This window comes from Companilactobacillus halodurans (assembly GCF_009600995.1).
Classification (GTDB): Bacteria; Bacillota; Bacilli; order Lactobacillales; family Lactobacillaceae; genus Companilactobacillus; species Companilactobacillus halodurans.
In genome coordinates this window covers 1-20532 of the sequence record NZ_VDFO01000039.1, presented here as the reverse complement: position 1 = coordinate 20532, position 20532 = coordinate 1, and the positions used below count along the sequence as shown (strand labels likewise).

Annotated in this window: 18 protein-coding genes; 5 read left to right on the top strand and 13 right to left on the bottom strand. The window is 34.2% G+C overall.

Going from position 1 to position 20532, the window contains the following annotated elements; translation table 11 throughout:
* Positions 1–67: 67 nt before the first annotated feature.
* Together FHL05_RS09930 and FHL05_RS09925 are read right to left on the bottom strand one after the other, a co-directional pair.
* Positions 68–676 carry a sugar O-acetyltransferase gene (locus FHL05_RS09930; protein ID WP_153385730.1) on the bottom strand — a complete coding sequence of 203 codons (609 nt, stop codon included), beginning with the start codon at positions 674–676 and terminating at the stop codon, positions 68–70.
* Positions 677–692: 16 nt separating this feature from the next.
* Positions 693–1262, bottom strand: coding sequence for a cob(I)yrinic acid a,c-diamide adenosyltransferase (locus tag FHL05_RS09925; protein WP_153385729.1), 570 nt, complete (start codon positions 1260–1262; stop codon positions 693–695).
* 141 nt (positions 1263–1403) lie between these two features.
* Between FHL05_RS09925 and FHL05_RS09920 the strand changes: the two genes are divergently transcribed.
* A complete protein-coding gene (locus FHL05_RS09920) occupies positions 1404–2123 on the top strand; it encodes an MIP/aquaporin family protein (protein WP_153385728.1) in 720 nt (239 codons plus the stop codon).
* 26 nt (positions 2124–2149) lie between these two features.
* On the opposite strand, the gene FHL05_RS09915 is transcribed toward FHL05_RS09920, so the two are convergent.
* From FHL05_RS09915 to FHL05_RS09905, 3 genes are read right to left on the bottom strand one after another with little or no spacing between them, the layout of a single operon-like run.
* Entirely contained in the window at positions 2150–2827 is a 678-nt protein-coding gene (locus tag FHL05_RS09915) for an ECF transporter S component (RefSeq protein ID WP_238333985.1), read from the bottom strand.
* On the bottom strand, positions 2817–4412 hold the full coding sequence (locus tag FHL05_RS09910) for an ABC transporter ATP-binding protein (RefSeq protein WP_153385727.1): 1596 nt from the start codon (positions 4410–4412) through the stop codon (positions 2817–2819). Before FHL05_RS09910 ends, FHL05_RS09915 begins: the two co-directional genes overlap by 11 nt.
* The gene (locus FHL05_RS09905; RefSeq protein ID WP_153385726.1) at positions 4346–5278 is read right to left on the bottom strand and encodes an energy-coupling factor transporter transmembrane component T family protein; all 933 of its coding nucleotides are present in this window, start codon (positions 5276–5278) and stop codon (positions 4346–4348) included. The genes FHL05_RS09910 and FHL05_RS09905 overlap by 67 nt, the downstream gene beginning before the upstream one ends.
* A 121-nt stretch (positions 5279–5399) precedes the next feature.
* On the opposite strand from FHL05_RS09905, the gene FHL05_RS09900 reads away from it, so the two are divergent.
* The gene (locus tag FHL05_RS09900; RefSeq protein ID WP_153522581.1) at positions 5400–5780 is read left to right on the top strand and encodes a DUF4430 domain-containing protein; all 381 of its coding nucleotides are present in this window, start codon (positions 5400–5402) and stop codon (positions 5778–5780) included.
* A 72-nt stretch (positions 5781–5852) separates the two neighbouring features.
* On the opposite strand, the gene FHL05_RS09895 is transcribed toward FHL05_RS09900, so the two are convergent.
* A complete protein-coding gene (locus FHL05_RS09895; RefSeq protein WP_153385724.1) occupies positions 5853–7199 on the bottom strand; it encodes an APC family permease in 1347 nt (448 codons plus the stop codon).
* A 25-nt stretch (positions 7200–7224) separates the two neighbouring features.
* Positions 7225–8133 carry a proline iminopeptidase-family hydrolase gene (locus FHL05_RS09890; protein ID WP_153385723.1) on the bottom strand — a complete coding sequence of 303 codons (909 nt, stop codon included), beginning with the start codon at positions 8131–8133 and terminating at the stop codon, positions 7225–7227.
* A 430-nt stretch (positions 8134–8563) separates the two neighbouring features.
* Here FHL05_RS09890 and FHL05_RS09885 point away from each other — a divergent pair, with 430 nt between their 5' ends.
* Genes FHL05_RS09885 through FHL05_RS09875 form a run of 3 tightly spaced genes read left to right on the top strand, consistent with a single transcriptional unit; the run spans position 8564 to position 12598 of the window.
* Entirely contained in the window at positions 8564–9901 is a 1338-nt protein-coding gene (locus FHL05_RS09885; protein ID WP_153385722.1) for a purine-cytosine permease family protein, read from the top strand.
* A gap of 29 nt (positions 9902–9930) precedes the next feature.
* The gene (locus FHL05_RS09880) at positions 9931–11043 is read left to right on the top strand and encodes a DUF917 domain-containing protein (RefSeq protein WP_153385721.1); all 1113 of its coding nucleotides are present in this window, start codon (positions 9931–9933) and stop codon (positions 11041–11043) included.
* Between the two features lies 1 nt (position 11044).
* Entirely contained in the window at positions 11045–12598 is a 1554-nt protein-coding gene (locus tag FHL05_RS09875) for a hydantoinase/oxoprolinase N-terminal domain-containing protein (RefSeq protein WP_153385720.1), read from the top strand.
* A gap of 97 nt (positions 12599–12695) precedes the next feature.
* Here FHL05_RS09875 and FHL05_RS09870 read toward each other — a convergent pair whose 3' ends face one another.
* The 6 genes from FHL05_RS09870 to mngA all read right to left on the bottom strand — a co-directional run bounded on the left by FHL05_RS09870 (position 12696) and on the right by mngA (position 20152).
* The gene (locus tag FHL05_RS09870; RefSeq protein WP_420360962.1) at positions 12696–12971 is read right to left on the bottom strand and encodes a hypothetical protein; all 276 of its coding nucleotides are present in this window, start codon (positions 12969–12971) and stop codon (positions 12696–12698) included.
* A 262-nt stretch (positions 12972–13233) separates the two neighbouring features.
* Positions 13234–13602 (bottom strand): dihydroxyacetone kinase phosphoryl donor subunit DhaM, encoded by a 369-nt coding sequence (gene dhaM, locus FHL05_RS09865; RefSeq protein WP_153385719.1) that lies wholly within the window; start codon positions 13600–13602, stop codon positions 13234–13236.
* A gap of 2 nt (positions 13603–13604) precedes the next feature.
* Positions 13605–14192: a dihydroxyacetone kinase subunit DhaL gene (dhaL, locus tag FHL05_RS09860; protein ID WP_153385718.1), complete on the bottom strand. Its 588-nt coding sequence runs from the start codon at positions 14190–14192 to the stop codon at positions 13605–13607.
* Positions 14193–14205: 13 nt separating this feature from the next.
* Positions 14206–15198: a dihydroxyacetone kinase subunit DhaK gene (gene dhaK, locus FHL05_RS09855; protein ID WP_153385717.1), complete on the bottom strand. Its 993-nt coding sequence runs from the start codon at positions 15196–15198 to the stop codon at positions 14206–14208.
* Positions 15199–15627: 429 nt separating this feature from the next.
* Positions 15628–18207, bottom strand: a complete 2580-nt coding sequence (locus tag FHL05_RS09850; RefSeq protein WP_153385716.1) for a glycoside hydrolase family 38 N-terminal domain-containing protein — start codon at positions 18205–18207, stop codon at positions 15628–15630.
* Positions 18208–18220: 13 nt separating this feature from the next.
* Positions 18221–20152 carry a PTS 2-O-a-mannosyl-D-glycerate transporter subunit IIABC gene (gene mngA, locus FHL05_RS09845; RefSeq protein WP_153522579.1) on the bottom strand — a complete coding sequence of 644 codons (1932 nt, stop codon included), beginning with the start codon at positions 20150–20152 and terminating at the stop codon, positions 18221–18223.
* Positions 20153–20532: the final 380 nt, after the last annotated feature.

Below are 20532 nucleotides of genomic sequence, written 5' to 3'. Positions count from 1 at the left end.
AAAAGATAGGGTTCAGGAAATCAAATTGATTTTCTGAACCCTATTCTTATTACAGAACTATATTTTTTTAATTTTCATAATATTTTTTCTTTTCGAGTTCCCAGTAATCGTGATCTTGTTGATTGATTTTTCTCAAAATTCGACAAGGATTACCCACAGCAATCACGCCATCAGGAATATCTCTAGTAACGATTGATCCAGAACCAATGACAACGTTATTGCCAATTGTAATTCCTGGATTTACCACAACATTTCCACCTAGCCAAACGTCGTTACCAATTGTAATTGGCTTACCATATTCAAGATGCTCATTTCGTATCAGACTATCAATAGGATGACCAGCTGTGTACAGCCCAACACGAGGTCCAAACATGACATTGTTACCGATTTTTACGTTGGCTGTATCAATAATAATACATTCATAATTTGAATAGAAATTATCTCCAATGACGGTATTGCTGCCATAATCGGTATAAAATGGTGGCTCTAAATGGATTCCCGAACCACTCTTTTTAAACAGGTCGTCAATAATAGACTGTCTTTTTTGAGGTTCTTCTTCAGTCGTTTGATTATATGACCTAACTAGACGCTTGGCCTTTTTAAAATCATGAGCAATCTCAGGATCATTAGCAATATACAAGTCGCCGGATAACATCTTTTCTTTTTGTGAACGCAATGTATTACCTCTTTTCTTATCTAAATACGGGCTTACTATTACGATACTGGATATCTTTTACACCTTCAAGGACATTGCTATAACGAGCTGCAGCAAAAAAGTAATCAGATAGTCGGTTGATAAACTTCAATACTGCCTCATTGATGGGTTCTTCTTGCATCAATTTAACAATTTCACGCTCAGCTCGACGAGTGACAGTTCTGGCCAAATGTAAATTGGAGGCTGTTTTTGAACCGCCAGGTAAAATGAATTTTTTGGTTACAGGAACTTTATCGCTGTATTCGTCAATCTTCTTTTCTAGCCAGTCGACAGCGCCATTGTCATCTTTAAAAATGAATTCGTGCTTCGTATCCTTAGCAGAAATGGCCAAATCCGTTCCACAATCAAATAATAGTTGTTGAATTTCTTCTAGTTCATCGTGCAATACTGCTGTTTTTGTAGACAAATTGGCAATAATAACGCCCACTAAGGAATTCAATTCATCAATTGTTCCGTAAGAATTGATTCTAGTAGCTGATTTATAAAGCACGTCGTTTCCTATGATTCGAGTCTTGCCTTTATCGCCAGTTCTTGTATAAATTTTCATTTTGTACTCCTTCAAAAAATATATTTTGTTTTATTGTGAAATTGAAACCAATGCATTTTATAGTTTTATCCACCTCATCTATGTATAATCTATATGTAACAAAAAATGAAAGCGTAGTCACATAGATTTGGAGGAAAGCTTATGCAAGATAGTTTAACATTACAACTAGTCGGCGAATTCATCGGTACCCTAGTCTTGATTTTACTGGGTGACGGTGTCGTTGCGGCTGTTAGTCTTAACAAATCAAAAGCCCAAGGTTCAGGCTGGGTTGCCATCGCCTTAGGGTGGGGCCTAGCAGTTACATTGGGAATTTATTGTTCAGCCTTTTTAAGTCCAGCTCATTTAAATCCGGCCGTAACTGTGGGGATGGCAATTGCGGGTGTCTTCCCTTGGTCATCAGTTATACCTTACATCATAGCTCAAATTTTAGGTGCTATTGTTGGGGCCATTTTAGTTTGGATCAATTACTACCCACATTGGCAAGAAACCGATGATCCACAAGCTATTTTAGGCGTCTTCGCAACTGGACCAGCTATTCGTAATTATTTCTTTAACTTTATTAGTGAATTTATCGGAACTTTTGTTTTAGTCTTTGCACTCTTAGCCTTTACTCGTGGTAAATTTACCCAAGGACTTAATCCAATCGTGGTCGGACTTTTGATTACCGCTATTGGCTTCTCGCTTGGTGGGACAACTGGCTATGCAATTAATCCTGCCAGAGACCTCGGACCAAGAATTGCTCATCAAATCCTACCAATTGCTAACAAGGGTAATTCGGATTGGGCATACAGCTGGGTACCCATTTTTGGACCACTTGCAGGTGGCATCGTTGCTGCCTGGTTATACTTATTAATTCCATAATTTTGAAAGCTAAGACATTAATTGTTTTAGCTTTTTTTATCGAACAAATTATATTTAACTTTGTAATTGTTGAAAATCTGAATCCAACGCTTGCCAACTAGCAATAACAAGACAGCCGTAAATAATCCATGGACGAAGTCGAAATAAAAACTAGCGGCAATGGAAGTCAAGATGCTCTTAACAGTAATCGGATCAACGAAACCAATAATATAGTAGATATCCATAATCCATCCCATCAAAAAGCCACTGACTAGTCCCCAAATCGTTAAAATCCAAGTCCTAGGACGTTTTTGGAAACAAATTCCCGAAATCAATCCAATCACGCCTAAAGCAAACATCTGCCAAGGAGTCCAGACTCCTTGGCCAAAATACATATTTGAAGTCAATGCGATGATAGTTCCCATCAAAAAACCTGTTTCAGGACCAGTAACGATGGCTCCCATTATCAAGATAAAAAGTTCCGGTTTGACAGAGGGGATTGCGGCAAAGATAATCCTTCCGACAACTGCTAAGGCACAAATAATTGCAATAAAGACGACCTCTCGAGAAGTGTGTCGCGATTTTTCGAATTTCCAAAAATATACTCCTAAAGTTATCAATAAAATAGCAAAAGAAAATAATAAATAATTTTTAGTTGAAAAACTCATCATTAAAATAAGTAAAACTAGTGACGATAAAATTAGTGCAATCGATTTATGATTCAATTTTTTTAATATCCTTCCAAATTAAAGCCTGGGGAAAAATATCTCGCAGAGCTTTATTTATTTCTGTCGTATAGAAAAATTTATCAGCAAAAAAATCACTTGGCGTTTGGAACTGACTCAAATTGCCATTAAACATCATTGCAACATAATCAGCATAATCAGCCGCAAATAATAAATCATGACTATTAATTAAAACAGTCTTTTTTTCTGATTGAAAATCCTTTAATAATTTGCTCAACAAGATTCTTTTATTAGGATCTAATCCCTTAGTTGGTTCATCTAAGAACAATATCTTCGGATTCTTGATAAATCCCAGCGCCAAAGCTAAAAATTCCTGTTGACCTCCACTAAGGTCATAAGGGCTGTATTCTTCCAAACCTTCTAAAGAAAATTCCGATAAAACTTCTGATAAGTTTTTTTGACTATGATTTTCCTTCAATTGAAATTCCAATTCAGCTTTAACTGTTGCTTTGATAAATAAATTAGCTGGATTTTGTGGCAAAACAAAAACTTGTCGATAAAAATCATTTGTTATTTTTTTATTTAAGAATTTGATTTTACCTGTCTGTGGCTTTAATTGTTGCGTTAAAACTTTTAACAAGGTCGTCTTTCCAACACCATTTGGACCCACAATACAATAAGAACCGCCTTCTTCTAGTTGAAAATTGATTCGATTCAAAATTTTTCGACCATTAAAATCAAAACGAAAGCTCAAATTCTTCACGCTAAATATACTATTAGTTTTTGACTTATTTTCTGGTTTTACGTATTGCAAATTCGACGTTTTTTTTGAAATCAGTTTTGTTAATTGTTGATTGCTTAAGGGCAAATCGACTGATTTAAAATTTAATTCTAAAGCCAGGCGGTCAATCTGGGTCAAATAATTTCGATAATGTTTTGCTTGGAAAATCTTTGACAGACCTTGTTTGATGGGTTCATCTAAAATCAATTTGCCTTTTTCTAAAATCATTAAACGGTTAGCAAAGCTGACTTCTTTTTCAATCTCATGTTCAACTAATAATACTGTTAAATTGAAATCTTGATTCAGTTTGTGGATAATCTGCAATAATTTTTCTGAAGCCACCGGATCAAGTTGTGCTGTCGGCTCATCCAATAATAATACTTGGGGTTTCAAAACGAGCGCACTAGCCAAATTAACTAATTGTTTTTGTCCACCAGACAAGTGGGAAACTTCTTGTTCCAACAAATCGACGATTCCTAAATAACTAGCAATTTCAGCAATTCGCATCGATATTTCATTATCGTTGCAGCCTTGATTATCTAAGACGAATTCCAGTTCATCTTTCGGCGTTTCCATAACAATTTGATTATCAACAAATTGTGAGACATAAGCAAAGTGATTTGCATCGCGTGAATACTGACTATTGATTTGACCGGATAAAACTTTTCCCGTAAGCAATTCTGGAAGAAATTGTTTCAAGAGCGTGCTCTTGCCGCTACCGGTGTCACCAATCAAAATAACGAAATCACCTTGATCGACTGAGAAATTAAGCTTATTTAACGATAATTTTTGGCTGTTGTTGTATTGGAAACTGTAGTTTTGGCACCGTAAAATTTCCACCATAAGTAATGCACACCCCCTGTCAATAATGGCAATAAAATTATAATAATGTTAACAATTATTATCCACCAATCATTTTTTCCAAAACTAACTTGCAAATTTCCGGAGCCAAAATCAATTTTTCCTTTATCAAGTGCTGACATGCTGATATTAAATATCAATGAAAAAATAATAATTAATAAAATACTCCAGTCATTGGCGTTAAAAATAAAATGACCAACTTTTTTGGATCTCTTTTCATACCCTTTTAAAACTAAGGTATCTGAAACTCCCATAAAACTTGCCATTGCCTTATCGAGGACCGTTTCGTTCAAATCGATCGTCTGCCTTATTTTATTTAAAAGGTTCAATTTCTGATTTATTTGGTTGCTGCGAAAGCGCCGTAAGTTCTTTGACTCTTTAAAAATACCAACGATTCTTGGAATAAACTTAATCGTCAACATAAAAATAATAGCAATACTTTTAAAAAAGTACGATAGAATCTCGAAGATTACTTTAGTTTTGACAAAAGCATCGTATAAATAAAAAGTCCACAACAAATTGACAAACGACAATCCTAAAGTAATTGCGTTGACTAACGAAGCCGTCGAGATGACGATAAAAGGCAGGCGCAATAAAACATCTTGTCCGCGTTGGTTGATAATCAAGTTAAAAGCCATCGTAATAATAAAAATACTAATTGAAAATTTAAAATAGGCTAAAAATTTTCCCCGACGAGTTAACCATGACATCCCTACTAATGCTAACAATATTACTAAAGAAATTATGGGATTATTGTAGAGTAAGGCTATTAATATAATGTTTATCAAATAAACAAACATTATCAGACTACTAATATTATTTTTGAAATATTCAATTAATTTATTCATCGTCTTCTCCTTACGTCAATATTCCTATTTTAACTTATTATGAAAAAAAATCTATTTGCTTCAAAGACTTTTTTATTTGCTATAATTAAAGTCGTTGTACAAATTGGAGGAGGAGAAATCAATGAAAAAATTTGCTGCATTCTTAGCGTCGTTACTAATGCTTCTAGGTGTCTTTGCACCTGCTACAGCAACAACAGTTCAAGCTAAATCTACTAACAATATCAAAGTGACTTATACTTTGAAGAAAAACAAAAAGCAGATTGCTAAAAAGACTGTCAAATTAAAGAAAAATGCCACTGTTACTAAGGGTTTGAAAAAAGCTTGGAAAGTAACTGACAAAAAGGGCTTCATCACAAAAATCGATGGCCACAAGCAAAACAACAAGAAGAAAATTTACTGGACTTATACCGTCAACAAGAAAAAAGTTAATGTTTCTGCTGACAAAAAGAAATTACATAACAAAGATAAAGTTGAATTTAAATTATCCAAATATAATGGTTAAATAAATTTGATATATTTGCCAAAAAAGCTCCCTTGGTTGGATTAATCCAATCAAGGGAGCTTTTTTTGACTTTTACATATCAATGTCAACATTACGTCGACTCATTCTCAAAACTGAATAATAAATGATTCCAATAACTAACCAAGTTATTCCAACTTTTTTTGCTAATGGATCTAGACCTATCATTACAAATAAAATTATTACAAATCCAATGACCGGTACTATTAAATGTCTCAAATAGTCATGTGAACCCCTTTTTATAAGATAGTAATTAATTACTGACAGGTGAATTACCAAGAAAGCTGTTAAGGCACCACAATTTACAATTTCAGAAAGAATATTACTTCGATCCATAAATAATATCCCAACAACTAAAGATACAAAAGAAACTAATAATGTACTGACAAATGGAGTTTTAAATTTAGGATGAACTTTAGCTAAAACCGTTGGCAAATTTTTATCTCTTGCCATACCAAAGAGGATACGAGAAATGGCTGCTTGCGCTGCAAGTGCATTAGCAAATCCCCAAGATAATATTGTCGCGATAGTTGTAATATACATCAGCGGTCTGCCACCTACTTTTTCAGCAACAACGTAAAAAGCTGTGTCTAAATCACTGAAAGAATGCCAATCTGGGACAATCAAAGCTGCTAAATAAGTTTGAACAATAAATAAAACTCCAACTAAAATTAATGCCCACATGATGCCTTTTCCAACTGTTTTATTACCGCCTTTGGTTTCTTCAGCTAAAGTACTGATACCATCAAAACCCAAGAAACTCAAGACAGCTACTGAGGTTGCTGTCATAACAAAATTGATATTGAAATTAGCTTTTTCATAAAACGGTTTAATTGTAAATCCATTACCCACTCCATGGGTTATCCCATAAACGGCCAGTACAATAAATAAGGCTAAAACTATTAATTCACCTATCAAAAATACCATGTTAGCAATTGACGTAAACTTAATTCCAACAACGTTAATTACAGTATTAATAATTATAAAAAGGATCAACCATATCCAAGTTGGGATGTTAGGTAGGAGAGATTTAATTGAATTTGCAGAAATAACATAAAGCAAAGATGGAACAAAAATATAATCTAGAATAATCATCCATCCAGCTAGGAATCCAATAGTTTTATTGATTCCTCGCTGAGCATATGCATAGACCGAACCAGCTATTGGAAAAGCTTGAGCCATTTGACCATAGCTGAGAGCTGTAAAAAACATTGCAATAATTCCAATCAAATATGTTAAGGCAATCATTCCCTTTGACTCTGAAATTACTGAACCATATATACCCATTGGTGCTATCGGAACCATAAAAATCAACCCATAAACAACTAAGTCTTTTAAGGTCAAAGTTCGTTCCAATTCTTGTTTATAACCAAATTGTGAAATATCATTACTTTTCGCCATAACTTTCTCATCTTCTCACTATTAATTAATTCATACTTTTACCTGCTCGCATATCTAAGAAATAGTTTCTCAAATTTGAGAAAAATACCCCTGGATTATCTATCATCTGATTATGACCAGAATCAGGTGTTACAACTAACCTTGAATCAGGAATTTCTTTATTCATTTTTTTAGCTGTATCTAACGGTATGGTTTCATGATCACCAAATGATAACAACGTTGGAATTTTAAATGTTCTAACTTCCTTTGAAAAATCCCAATCCCCTAAATCTCCCACAACAACAAATTCATTGTCACCTTGGAAATTGTTATAAACTTGTTTGTCTTGAATATCGATCAAATGTGATTTTTTTTCTGGTTGACGCCTATTGATATATTCATGATACAAATGAGTTATATATTTTTGATATTGAGCATCTTTCCACTCGCCACGAGCTTCTATATCCTCCATATAAGCATTTTCTGCCGATGAAAATTCCTGTAAACGAATTTTTTTCATATTATCCACATAATCAGGAATATTATCAATCATGCCAATAATAATTAATCCTTTTAAATGGATTTGAAATTTATTGGCATACATCATTGATAGCATTCCACCCCAAGAATGACCAGCCAAATAAAAATCATCGTATCCCAAGATTTGACGAACCTCTTCTAGTTCACTCAAATAATAATCTTCACTCATATATTTCTTAAAAATTTCTGTATTATCCCAGTCTGGTGTATCTGAATACCAAGAACCTAGTTGATCGTACATTGTTACCTCAATATCAAGGGTTTCCAATTCCTGACCAAAACGTTCAAAAACTTCGTGAGTATCTCCAGGTCCACCATGAACACACAATAGTTTATCTTTAGCTCCTAAATTAAAAGTATGTGACCAAAGGTGGTATCCATTTTTCAAAGTTAATATCCTTGTAATACTTTTCATTCGATTTCATCCTTTAATTTTTTTATATTTTGAGGTTTAGATTATCACCTTTTATAATCATGTCAACTTTATTTATTAATTAATTAAATTTATTTTAATTTAAAAATCGTTTTAAAGACCGTTTACTGAAATAAACAAATTTTTGATTATTTTTAACCGTATTATGATATTTTGCTTAATTTCAACTGCAAATTTGTTTCAATAATTCAAAAACCGTTTCTTTTTACCTAACATTTTTATTTTATAAGTATTTATTATTCAGCTTTTACGAAATAAAATTCCTTTTTTAGCAAATTTTCAAAAGACTTATTGATTTTTCACAAACATTCTGCTAACGTTCTCTAATATAAATCTAATATTTCTAATGGGTTTCTAATTTGCTTTATAAGTTGATCAAAATCACATTACCAATATTTAAAGGAGGATTTTTATGGACTTAGATAAAGAAGATACACCCGCAACACAAACATCTAGTGAAGGAACCTTTGACGACTACTCAACTCAACGTGTTCCTGATTCTGAACGTGAACCTATGTGGAAAATTCTTATGGTACAAATTGGTGGTTTTGTTTGTTTAAGCCAATTTATGCTGGGAGCTGAATTGGGCTACGGAATGACATTTCGAGATGCCGTTTTATCCACCATTATTGGGAGTGTTATTTTACAGTTTATTGCATATGGATTAGGTTTAGCTGGACAAAAAGAAGGACTGGCGACTAGTTTGCTCTCTAAATGGTCAGGTTTTGGAACGATAGGATCAGCTGTTGTTAGTTTAACTTTTGCCATTAGTTTAATTGGATGGTTCGGTATTCAAAATTCAGTTTTTGCTCAAGGGATTGTTTCAATTATCGGCAACAATGCTAATTTTGGTGTCGTTTCAACAATAACTGGTTTAGCTGTCACGTTATCAGTTATTTTCGGATTCAAAGGATTAAGTTGGACAACTAATATTTCTGTACCTGCCTTTATAGTGGTCATTGGCGTTGCAGTTTATAACATGTTGAAAGGACATACTATTTCAGGATTAATCACGATGGCTGCACCAGGTGCAGCAATGACTTTAAGTTCAGCAATTACGATGGTGACTGGTAATTTTATCGTTGGAGCCATTATCATGCCTGATCTCACTCGTCGTTCAAGAAATAGTAAAGATGTATTTTGGATTTGTGTAATTGGCACTTTAGTTGGAGAACTTGGCGTCAACGTAATCGGAGTTCTGATGGCACATGCTGTTGGCACAAGTAAAATCATGCCAATTATTTACCAACTTACTGGTTTATTTGGAATTGCATTAATTGTTTTATCATCCGTTAAAGTTAATGATTTGAATCTTTATTCAGCAAGTCTTAACATTGTTAATTTTTTCAAACAAGTCTTTCACATTAGTTTAAATAGAGCTTGGGTAACCATCGTTGCTGGTTGCGTTGGAACATTTCTTTCAGTTATAGGTTTGATAGATAAATTTTCATCATTTCTAACTGTTTTAGGAGTTATTTTCCCTCCAGTTGCATCAATTATGTTTGTTGATTATTGGATTTTAAAAAGAGACAGAAAATCTCTTAAAGAAAGCCATGAAAAAAATTCTTTACCAGAAGATACCGAAAAATTTCCAATTGTCACTATCGTGGCTTGGATAGGAGGATCACTTGTTGGTTATTTTGTTAATTGGGGAATTCAATCCATTACCGTAATTATTGCTTCTGGATTAATTTATTACGTTGGCATGAAATTGTTTGGAAAAAAGAATTTAGCAGTCACAGAATCATAATTTTTAACGAAAAGAGACGATAGGAAAAAATGAGTAGAAAACTTTATGAAAAAGATATTAACCAAATTGCTACTGGTGCAGCTTTATTGGGCGCTGGTGGTGGTGGTAATCCTTACATCGGAAAATTAATGGCACTTTCAATGATTAAGAAAAATGGTCCAGTTACCTTATTGTCTCCACTAGAAACAGATGATAATGATTTCTTTGTTTCAGCATCTTCAATCGGAGCTCCTGCTGTTTCCATGGAAAAATTTCCCAATGGCAGTGAATTTCGTCGATCTTTTGAAATGATGAAAAACTATTATGGAAAAAAAATTTCTGGAACTTTCCCAATTGAAGCTGGTGGTATCAATTCAATGATGCCAATAATCGCAGCAAGTGATATGAACATGCCCATAGTAGATGCTGACGGTATGGGAAGAGCATTTCCGGAATTACAAATGTCGACTTTTGTTTTAGCGGGACATCCTGTAACACCCATGGTTTTAACAGATGAACGTGGTAATACTGGTTTGATTAATACAGTTAGCCCTGTTTGGGCAGAAAGAATTGCTAGAAATATCACTGTTGAAATGGGAGCAACTGCCACAATGGCAAGTGATGGGCTCACAGGTAAAGAATTAAGAGAGGCTGGAGTTTTAGGAATCGTTACAAAAAGTCAAAAAATCGGCCAATTAATTGAAAAAGCTAATGAATTCAACTCAGTTGCTGAGGCTCTAAATAAGTTACTTGAAATCACCAATGGATTCCGTTTATTTACCGGCAAAATCGTGGATATCGAACATACCACGAAAGGTGGATTTAATTTTGGGGAAACAACTATTCAAGGATTAAACTCTGATCAAGATTCAACCGGAACTATCTCGTTTCAAAATGAGAATATTATTTTTAAAGTAAATAATCAGATTTTAGCAACAGCCCCTGATCTTATAACAATGGTAGATATTGACACTCTTCAGCCCGTAACTAACGAGGAAATACGTTATGGAAAGAGAGTTCACGTTCTTGGACTTCCCGCAAATAAACAGTGGCGAACTCCCGCTGGAATCAAATCAGTTGGCCCACGTTATTTCAAGTACGACGTTGATTACGTACCTATCGAAAAGAGATATAAAAATTTTGTTGAAAACAGAGGCGAATAAGATGTATAAGTTAGGAATCGATGTTGGTGGCACTAATACAGATGCAGTTATTTTAAATCAAGATTTAAAAGTTATTTCAAGTATTAAGACACATACAACTGAAGATATTGAAAGTGGAATCAATAATTCAATTCATAAAGTGATCAAGCAATCAAACATTGATGTGAAAAACATCAATGAAGCAATGTTGGGTACCACTCAAGCAACTAATGCTATTGTTGAACGTCACAGTTTAGGAAAAGTTGGCATTATTCGTATTGGATATCCGGCTACAGCTTCTATTCTTCCATACACTGAATGGCCTAAAGATATTACTAAGATTCTTTCTAATACATATTCTCTTGTCCATGGTGGATACGAATTCAATGGAGATGAAATAGTCCCCTTCGATGAAGCAGAAGTAAAAGATGTATTAAATAGTTGGAAAAACAAAGTAGATGGTATTGCTGTTGTCGGTGTCTTTTCATCAATTAATAATGATCAAGAACAAAAAGTTGAAAAGCTGGCTCATGATATTTTGGGAGACGCCATCCCCGTTTCATGTTCGTCAACTATTGGATCAATTGGTTTAATCGGTCGTGAAAATGCAACCATTTTAAATACTGCTCTATTTAAAGTTATCAAGCTAGTTACAGATGGTTTCCATAATGCTCTGAAACAAGAGGGCATCACTAATGCCAAGCAATATCTTTGTCAAAATGATGGAACTTTAATGTCCATGGAATATGCAAAAAGTCATCCCATCCTAACTATTGGTAGTGGTCCAACAAATAGTATTCGTGGTGCCGCTTATCTTTCAAATCAAAAAGACGCCTTAGTGTTGGATATTGGAGGAACTACCTCAGACATTGGAGTCTTGGTAAACGGATTCCCTCGTGAATCGTCAAAATCTGTTACAGTCGGAGGCATCCAAACTAACTTTCGGATGCCCGACATTTTATCCGTCGGTTTAGGTGGTGGAAGTATTATCAGAGAACAACCTGATGGTTCAGTAACTGTGGGGCCTGATAGTGTTGGTTATAAAATTACTCAGGAAGCTAAAGTTTTCGGGGGCAACACGTTAACGACTACCGATATTGCTGTAAAACTTGGTATGTCAAATCTTGGTAATCCTGAACTTGTAGAATCTATTAATGATAAAACAGCTAAAAAGGCCATGGATAAAATCACTGAAATTATTGAAGATGGCATTGATCGAATGAAAACAAGTTCTACAGATGTTCCTGTTATTCTTGTCGGTGGTGGAGCAATTATTGCTCCTAATAAACTTAAAGGTGTCTCAAAAATTTATACAGATGAATTTGGTGGTGTTGCTAACGCTATTGGAGCGACTATTGCTCAAATTGGTGGTGAATATGAGAAGGTATATCAATATGTTGAGATAAAACGTAAAGATGCTATTAAAGATGCCGAAAATCAAGCCAACGAACAAGCCGTCAATGCAGGTGCTGTAGGTAGCACGATTGAAACAGTTTCAGTTGAAGAAACCCCACTATCCTATGCTCCTGGTGATACTACTAGAGTTAAAGTAAAAGTCGTTGGAAGTAATCATTAATAAGACACAAAAACATCCCTTACCTCCTTTATAAGGAAGATAAGAGATGTTTTTGTTTGCTTTTTAACAACAACCTATAAATTATTTAAAAATAAATTTATTTAGTTTTAATAGTTCCCCACCAATCTGGTAACAACTCGCCTAGCTTAACAATTTTCCGATTTTCGTAATTAAACATTATCTCTGTCTCTTGATTCTTTTCGGAAAACTGCATTAAAGTCTCTCGACAAGTACCACAAGGTAAGCCATCCAAACCAGATGGTGGATTTTCACGAAAAGCAATAATCCTTTTTACTTCTCGTTCGCCACTGTCTTGCAGCATATTCAACAATGCCACTCTTTCAGCACAAAGATTGATTGTGCCACAGGCCATCTCAATACAATATCCCGTATAATTTTGCCTGATTTAGATTCTAAGGCACAAACAACATTATTGGCATAGATAAATTCATTTAATTCTGCTGGTTTATACAAGGGCTTTGCTACATTATATAGTTTCTCCCAAATATCCATCGACGACTCCCTTTTTAAAATATTACTCATAATCATATCGTTGATTAAAATATTTTAATATAATTATTTTTTATTAATCAAGTGAGAGCGAAAAATCATAAAGAAGAAGCTATCTATATCAACTACTTAATCTTTAAAGGTTTCAAATTGCTTTCAATATCTTTTAAAGGTGTTTCGACTTCAGCCAAAGTGGCTGCCGTATAGGCTCCCTCAACTAAAGCAACATCATATTTATGAATCTTCTTATCTGTCATTTCCAACAACATTTCAAGATTCATCTTTGAGCTTCCTAAATCATAAAAAGCTAAGATTTCGTCGCCAGTATTGTCATCAACTGCTTGTTGAATTTTTTCCAATGAAGAACCAATTTTGTCTTCATCTGTTCCTCCAGCAGTGGTAATTGATAAATCCGGAGCAGCTTGAGATATCAAATCTTTTACCCCAGCAGCAATTTTTGGTGAGTGTGAAACAATTAAAATTCCGTATTTCATAATTAGCCTCCGATTACTTCGAGTAATGATTCAAATAAATAAGCACTTGATTGAGCACCTGGATCTAAGTGACCTTTTGATTTTTCCTCCAAATAACTAGCACGGCCCTTAGTTGCGACCATATCTTTGGTGCTATTTAAAGCATCGTCAATCACTTGTTGATTGAACTTGTCATTTTTTAAAGCTTCACTGATTGGTTGCCAAACATCAATCATCGTCTTCATGCCAGTGTCAGATTCACCGCGACGTTTAATGCCATCAGTTCCGGTTTGAATCAAATCTGCTAATTCAAGATTGTCTTCTTTAACCGCCTTAGACATATCCAAAAAGGCTGTTCCATACAAAGGACCAGAAGCTCCACCAACCTTTTGAATCATGGCAAAGGCTGTTGCTTTGTAAAGGTCAGCTAAGTTGCCTGGTTCCTTTTTATCAAAGGAGTCAGTCACAGCTTTAGCCCCGCGGTCCATGTTAGTTCCGTGGTCGCCATCACCAATAGCTGTGTCAAGTTCATTTAGCGTTGATTTTTCATCTTCTAATTTTTTTACAAAACTTTCAATCCATTTTTTTGCGTCAGCTAATTCTATTTTCATAAAATTTTCCTCTCTACCAAGCAATTGTAGTAACTGGTTCTTTTAAGTATTTAATAAATTCATCATTTGCTTTCATGATAGTCAATGAAAGTCCTTGCATATCTAGTGAAGTAACAAGATTACCAACTTTGCTGAACTCTACATCGATTTTCTTATCATCTAATTCTTTTAAAACATCATTAGCAAAAATATATTGTTCCATTAAAGGTGTTCCGCCCATGCCGTTTACTAAAATGGCAAACTGACCTGTTTGATCTTTAAATTCTTCAAGAATTTTCTCAATTAATTCATGAGCCAATTTTTTCGATGGTTGGATTTTTTCAACTGCATAACCACGTTCATTATGAATACCAATACCGTATTCGATTTGATCTTTTTCAAGTTCAAATCCAGGATGACCAACAGCGGGGACTGTGGCTGCGTGTAAGGCAATTCCAATCGTTTTAGTATTATCGATAACGGATTGTCCTAATTTGGCCAAATCGTCTAAGGACATGCCAGATCTAGCTGCTCCTCCGACAATTTTTTCAACTAGAGCAGTCCCGGCAACGCCACGTTTGCCCTGGGTAAATTCACTATTTTTTACAGAAATATCATCGTCAACAACGATTGTCTTAATTTTAATATCATCGGCTTCAGCCATTTCCTTAGCCATATCAAAATTCATAACATCGCCAGAATAATTTTTAACAATTAACAAGACGCCTTGGCCTTGATCAACAGCTTTGATAGCTTCATAAATTTGGTCAGGCGTTGGTGAAGTAAAGACTTCTCCGGCCACAGCGGCACTCAGCATCCCGTCGCCAACATAGCCAGCATGCAATGGTTCATGACCGCTGCCGCCACCGGAAACGACGCCAACTTGCTGATTGTTCTTAAATTTTTCGTCATTTCTAACAACAGCGGTTGTTCCTTCAATCTGTCTTACTAAATCCGAATTGGTCTTAACAAGTCCTGAAATCATTTCAGGTACAATGTCCTCAACATTATTAATAATTTTTTTCATTGCTGCCTCCTTGTGAACGATTACAATTTTCATTATACAGCTTTTAGCTAAATGATGATATTTTGCCACTCAACCAAAAAAGGGCTTGTGAAACCTGAAAACTCGGCTCTTCATCAAATGTAATTGTGTAATAGAAAAATAAAGGACTATATCAATTGAATTTTTCCAGTTGATACATTCCTTTATTTTAGGATAATTATAATCTTATATTTTCTTAAAGAAGTTCTTTAAAATATCACAAATTATAAAGTGTGACCAAACATTAAAAGGCACAAATCTAAAGGCGTTACTAATCATATCGTGAAAAAGCATCCAACTATATCATTGATATCGGCATAATAGTAATTAATTTATGATTATACAAAATCAATATCCTATATTAATAAAGCTTAGATACAAACACAAAAATTTATTTGGTGAAAATCATGATTAAATTTCAAATGTTCCAACACTATTCGGATTGATAGTACTCCGAATATCAGATACCTTTTGCTCATTTAATGTATATTGATTGCCAGATAATACTGGTAATTTTGTCTCAGAATCATTGTAAAATCTTACGAGAACTTTCTTACCATCCTCAGATATTTTGATGTCACTTAATACTAAATTAGTGTTCTCTTGAAATAGGGTAAACAACCTTGGTACCTTGATTACAGATTTATTCATATGCATTGCTACATTTGGTAATTGATTATACGAAACTACTGGTGTTAAAAACTCCTTAGCAATTTGTCCATAATGGGTTTCTTTTGATGGATTATCTGAAAAAATCAATCCAAAGTTTAACGAAAGACTACCAATACATTGTGAATCAGGTGTAGGAGCATTTATTCCAGATGGTCGTCCAGGCCTTCTTACTAAATTTGCTTTTCCTAGAACTCCAACTCCACGAATCAACGTTATAGCAATTGTCTTACTGTTTACAATTTGATACTCTCGTGAACTATTTGTAATCACAGCCACTGATGATTTATCATCCGTTACTTCTACATGTGATAAAAATGGATAAATTGAGTCTGGACGTTCTTTCCATTCTTCTTTTTTCCATTGTTCCATAGCTGGATCGTAATTAGGTCTATCAATTAATCCAAATTGAACATCACTAGTCGAATTTTGACTAATTATTTCTGTAGGCACTAATAAACGTAATCGAACATTATTTGCTTGATTGTTCACTGTTACTTTTAAACCGATAGTTTTGCCAGAAATGGGAATGTCTAAATCTAAATGAATTTGAATATTTCCACTCCAACTGTCACACGTAATCCATTGATTCAACCCGTTAGGCACCGTCAATTCATATAAAATTGAAGCTTTTATCATATATTTATTTCTGTCTAGATTAATTGTTGCATTGTTAACCATATCTTTCGAATACAACTTAATTGGATTTGGTAACGGTGAAAAATCATATTCATCGCCATCATCACCTTGTAATTCCATATTCAATACCTTCTTATAAACTTTTCCATTTATCTTATTAGTCAAATCGATTGTTCCGTCAGTATTGAATGACATTTTATAACTATCAGTTTCAATCACTTTATTTAAATTGTTTTGAGATTCCAAACTTAACACAGTATTATCAAAGTTAATCGCTAAAACTTCATAACTAACCCCGGTAAAGTGTCTATTAAACTGAATAGTATACTTATGAAAAGGATTATATTGCGAATGTGCAACAAGTTGGCGATCAATCAATCCTGGATCAACAATTTCTTTATTAATTAGGTCGAATGGAACTGTTTTACCATCAGCATCTATTAGCTTAAATCCCTTGTTCTTTGTTATTACCTCGGCAGTAACTAATCTATTTTCATCTTTGGGCAATAAATTAAATAAAGTTAACTTATCATCCCCAGGTTGAACCGTGCTGGCTTCAGTGATTTTTCTTTTGTAATAATCGATTAATCTATCAGTATATTCCTCTGCTTTGAAATATCTCTCTCTAATTTCTTCATGGACTTTATCTGAACAACATGCACCCATACTATCATGAGCATGATTTTTCATTAGCTCTTTCCAAATCTCCTCCATCATTCCACGGTAATATTCAAATCCTAATTTATAGGCGATGGAAGCCAACGGTTCCAATAAATTGGTAATCTTATTCTCAATTCTAGTATTCATGACTTTCAAATCCATACGTGTACTTTGAATACTTCTGTGTACTCTTTCATATTTCCCATCGTAAAATTCGCCGCTAACTTTGTCCAAATCGGCACTATTATCTTCAATATGATCAAATATATCTTCATAATTTCCCATAATAAAATGTCTATCCGGATAAATATCATTTAATTCACTTACTACTTGTTTAATATTTTTTTGAATTGGCATTTGATCATGACCATTAGGCAATATAGCTTGACCTGTCGTCGAGAATTTATCAAATTTTTCTAATAAAGGGTCCATTCTATTTTTTAATTCTACTTTATCTAGTGGCAAATATTTACCAGTTGCATATCCACCAGGCATTTGATTTACAAAGACTCTCGATCCATCCTTTGATTTCCAAATAAATTGATTACTATTTGTTCCTTTTCTTTCTGACAGACCTCTCCAAAAAATTGATTTATCAATACTAAATTGATTTAAAATCATTGGCATCTGAGAACTTTGACCAAATGAGTCTGGCACGTAACCTATCTTCATCGGCGTTCCAAATTTATTACTATCGGATAATCCATATAAAAGGTTTCTTGTAATAGATTCAGCTCCAACTGCCATCTCATCAGTTTGGGAATACCATGGGCCTAGCTTGAATCTTCCTTCTTTTGCTAATTTTTTAAATCTTCCCCCATCATGAGGATGCGATTTTAAAAAATCTTCAATAATCACACTTTGTCCATCCAGAACGAATGGTGGATAATCCGGGTCACTTTCCAATTTATCTAAAATTTCTGGTAAATTATTATTCAATAAAACTTCGGATTCCTCTGTTGAGAAGTACCATTCCCTGTCCCAGTGCATATGTGGAACAACAATAATTTGTGTTACCTTCATAAGTATTTCCTTTCTAAACTCTTGTTAAGCTTTTCCCCAATTTTTGTTTCCTAGTTACAATTAATAGTACGGTCGAAATTAAAGCTCCTATTAATGCTGCTCCTAACCATATGACAGCGCCCATAAATGAACCAATTTCACCCTTTAACAATAACATCGAGAAAATTCCAGCACCTGGAACGTTAAGTCCAATATTGAAGTAAGATACAATACCACCAGTCACAATTGAACCTGCAATAAAGGATCCGATAACTCTAATTGGATCTGACATTGCAAATGGAATTGCTCCTTCAGTAATACCTGCTAATCCAAGAATCCATGTTTGATTACCAATTTCACGTTCTTCTGGTTTAAATAAATCCTTTCTTAAATAACATGCGCCAGAAACTGAAAATGCTGATACCATTTTTACAGAAGCAAAAATACAATATGGAACAAAATTTCCATTAGCCATGGCGCCCAGACAAAAAGCGTATGCAGCTTTATTTACTGGGCCCCCTAAATCAAATGAAACCATTGCACCAATCACAGCGCCAAGCAAAATTGCACTTGTACCTGCCATTCCATTTAACATGTTAACTAAGGCAGTATTTATCCAAGCTACTGGTTTACCGACGACAAAAAGCATCAAAATACCAATAATTAGTGAACCAACGACCGGATATATCCAAAATGTTATAAATCCAGAAAAGACGCCTTCACTCTTAATATTTTTCTTCATCCATTTAATTAGGAATCCGGCAAGTAATCCTCCCAACATACCACCTAGAAAGCCACTATTAATCATATTGGCAGCAAGTCCACCGGCAAATCCAGGACCGAGAGCTGGTTTATCTCCAATTGAATAAGCCATGTATGCTGATAAAACTGGAACCATTAAAGTACCGAGCATATTTCCACCAAGTGTTTTTAATTGAAATAGCCAACTACTTTCTGTTTTTAGCATTCCTTGTAATCCAAATAATTGCGTAATTATCACAGCAATAGCACCAATCATTCCACCGGCAATAATGATTGGAATAATATATGAAATACCTGTTAGTACAGAATCTTTAATTTCGGTTCCAATTGATTTTTCCTTTTCGAAACCTTCATCATCGGCAACAGTTGCTTTAGAACCAGGTATATACCCCTCTGATTTTTCTAACGCCTCATCCAATACTTTATCTGCATTTTTAATCGGATCTGCAACTGGAATATCAATTGATGGTAATCCTTTAAATCTATTTAAATCCTTTAATGCAACATCGTGGGCATAAATAATAACATTAGCTTCATTAACATCCTTTGAACTGATACGATCCTCAATTCCTTTAGCACCCTGTTTCTCAATATGAACACGTATTTCACGCTTTTGAGCTGCTTTTCTTAACGCTTCAGCTGCCATATATGTATGAGCGATTCCGGCAGCACATGCTGTAATTCCTAAAATAAGCTCTTTATTATCCGATTTATCTGATTCTGACGTGCCTGAACTCTGTTCTTTTTCTTCTTGATTTAATAACGCATATATTTCATCAACACTTTTTGCATTCATAAGTTCAGTTCTATAATTGGAATTTGCAAGTTTTGTTGATAAAGCAGATAATATTTCCAAATGTGTTGTTCCAGCCTCAGCAGATGGAATTGCAAGTAAGAAAATCAATCTTACTTCATTGGTTGGATTAAGGCTCTTGTAATCACTTACCACTTCATTGGTCCTTAATATAGCAAAACATGCTTCCTTTACCGTATTCGATTTTCCATGTGGAATTGCTAATCCATTTTCGAGTCCAGTGACTGATTCCCTTTCTCGTTCATGAATAGCTCGCAAAAAATCTTCTTCCGATTCAATTTTTCCCTGTTCAAACATCTCATGGGTTAAATATTTAAAAATCTCTTCTTTTTTTGTAAAATTTTTATCAAGAAAAATTAAACTCTTAGAAGTAGCATTTGTTAATTTCATTATGTAACCCCCTTTTATATGTTCCCTTTATTACAAGTTAATAATACCCTCTTTCAAGGAATCGCTTACGATTATTAAATTAAATAAACCCATTCATTTTAATTGAATGGGTTTCTGTGTATAATTACACAATTGCTTGTATATAAGCGTTTCTTAATGAATTAAGGATAATATATACTGAAGTCTTATCAGTTATATTGACACCCTTGATTCTTCTGGAAGGTGAATAACAAAATAACGAAAGGTCTGATAGTGGACTTAAGTCAAATCCTCGGACACGAACTCTATTCTTAATTTAACAAACTGAAGCCGTTGGTTTCTTCGAATTGCTTAGGGGTCATATAGCTTAAAGCACTGTGAATTCTTTTACGGTTGTACCA

What these genes read in the sequence shown, in the direction of transcription:
- FHL05_RS09925 (WP_153385729.1), bottom strand. Translation starts at nt 1,262, where the DNA reads ATGAAAATTTATACAAGAACTGGCGATAAAGGCAAGACTCGAATCATA.
- FHL05_RS09920 (WP_153385728.1), top strand. Translation starts at nt 1,404, where the DNA reads ATGCAAGATAGTTTAACATTACAACTAGTCGGCGAATTCATCGGTACC.
- FHL05_RS09910 (WP_153385727.1), bottom strand. Translation starts at nt 4,412, where the DNA reads ATGGTGGAAATTTTACGGTGCCAAAACTACAGTTTCCAATACAACAAC.
- FHL05_RS09905 (WP_153385726.1), bottom strand. Translation starts at nt 5,278, where the DNA reads ATGAATAAATTAATTGAATATTTCAAAAATAATATTAGTAGTCTGATA.
- FHL05_RS09900 (WP_153522581.1), top strand. Translation starts at nt 5,400, where the DNA reads ATGAAAAAATTTGCTGCATTCTTAGCGTCGTTACTAATGCTTCTAGGT.
- FHL05_RS09895 (WP_153385724.1), bottom strand. Translation starts at nt 7,199, where the DNA reads ATGGCGAAAAGTAATGATATTTCACAATTTGGTTATAAACAAGAATTG.
- FHL05_RS09890 (WP_153385723.1), bottom strand. Translation starts at nt 8,133, where the DNA reads ATGAAAAGTATTACAAGGATATTAACTTTGAAAAATGGATACCACCTT.
- FHL05_RS09885 (WP_153385722.1), top strand. Translation starts at nt 8,564, where the DNA reads ATGGACTTAGATAAAGAAGATACACCCGCAACACAAACATCTAGTGAA.
- FHL05_RS09880 (WP_153385721.1), top strand. Translation starts at nt 9,931, where the DNA reads ATGAGTAGAAAACTTTATGAAAAAGATATTAACCAAATTGCTACTGGT.
- FHL05_RS09875 (WP_153385720.1), top strand. Translation starts at nt 11,045, where the DNA reads ATGTATAAGTTAGGAATCGATGTTGGTGGCACTAATACAGATGCAGTT.
- FHL05_RS09870 (WP_420360962.1), bottom strand. Translation starts at nt 12,971, where the DNA reads ATGGCCTGTGGCACAATCAATCTTTGTGCTGAAAGAGTGGCATTGTTG.
- dhaM (WP_153385719.1), bottom strand. Translation starts at nt 13,602, where the DNA reads ATGAAATACGGAATTTTAATTGTTTCACACTCACCAAAAATTGCTGCT.
- dhaL (WP_153385718.1), bottom strand. Translation starts at nt 14,192, where the DNA reads ATGAAAATAGAATTAGCTGACGCAAAAAAATGGATTGAAAGTTTTGTA.
- dhaK (WP_153385717.1), bottom strand. Translation starts at nt 15,198, where the DNA reads ATGAAAAAAATTATTAATAATGTTGAGGACATTGTACCTGAAATGATT.
- FHL05_RS09850 (WP_153385716.1), bottom strand. Translation starts at nt 18,207, where the DNA reads ATGAAGGTAACACAAATTATTGTTGTTCCACATATGCACTGGGACAGG.
- mngA (WP_153522579.1), bottom strand. Translation starts at nt 20,152, where the DNA reads ATGAAATTAACAAATGCTACTTCTAAGAGTTTAATTTTTCTTGATAAA.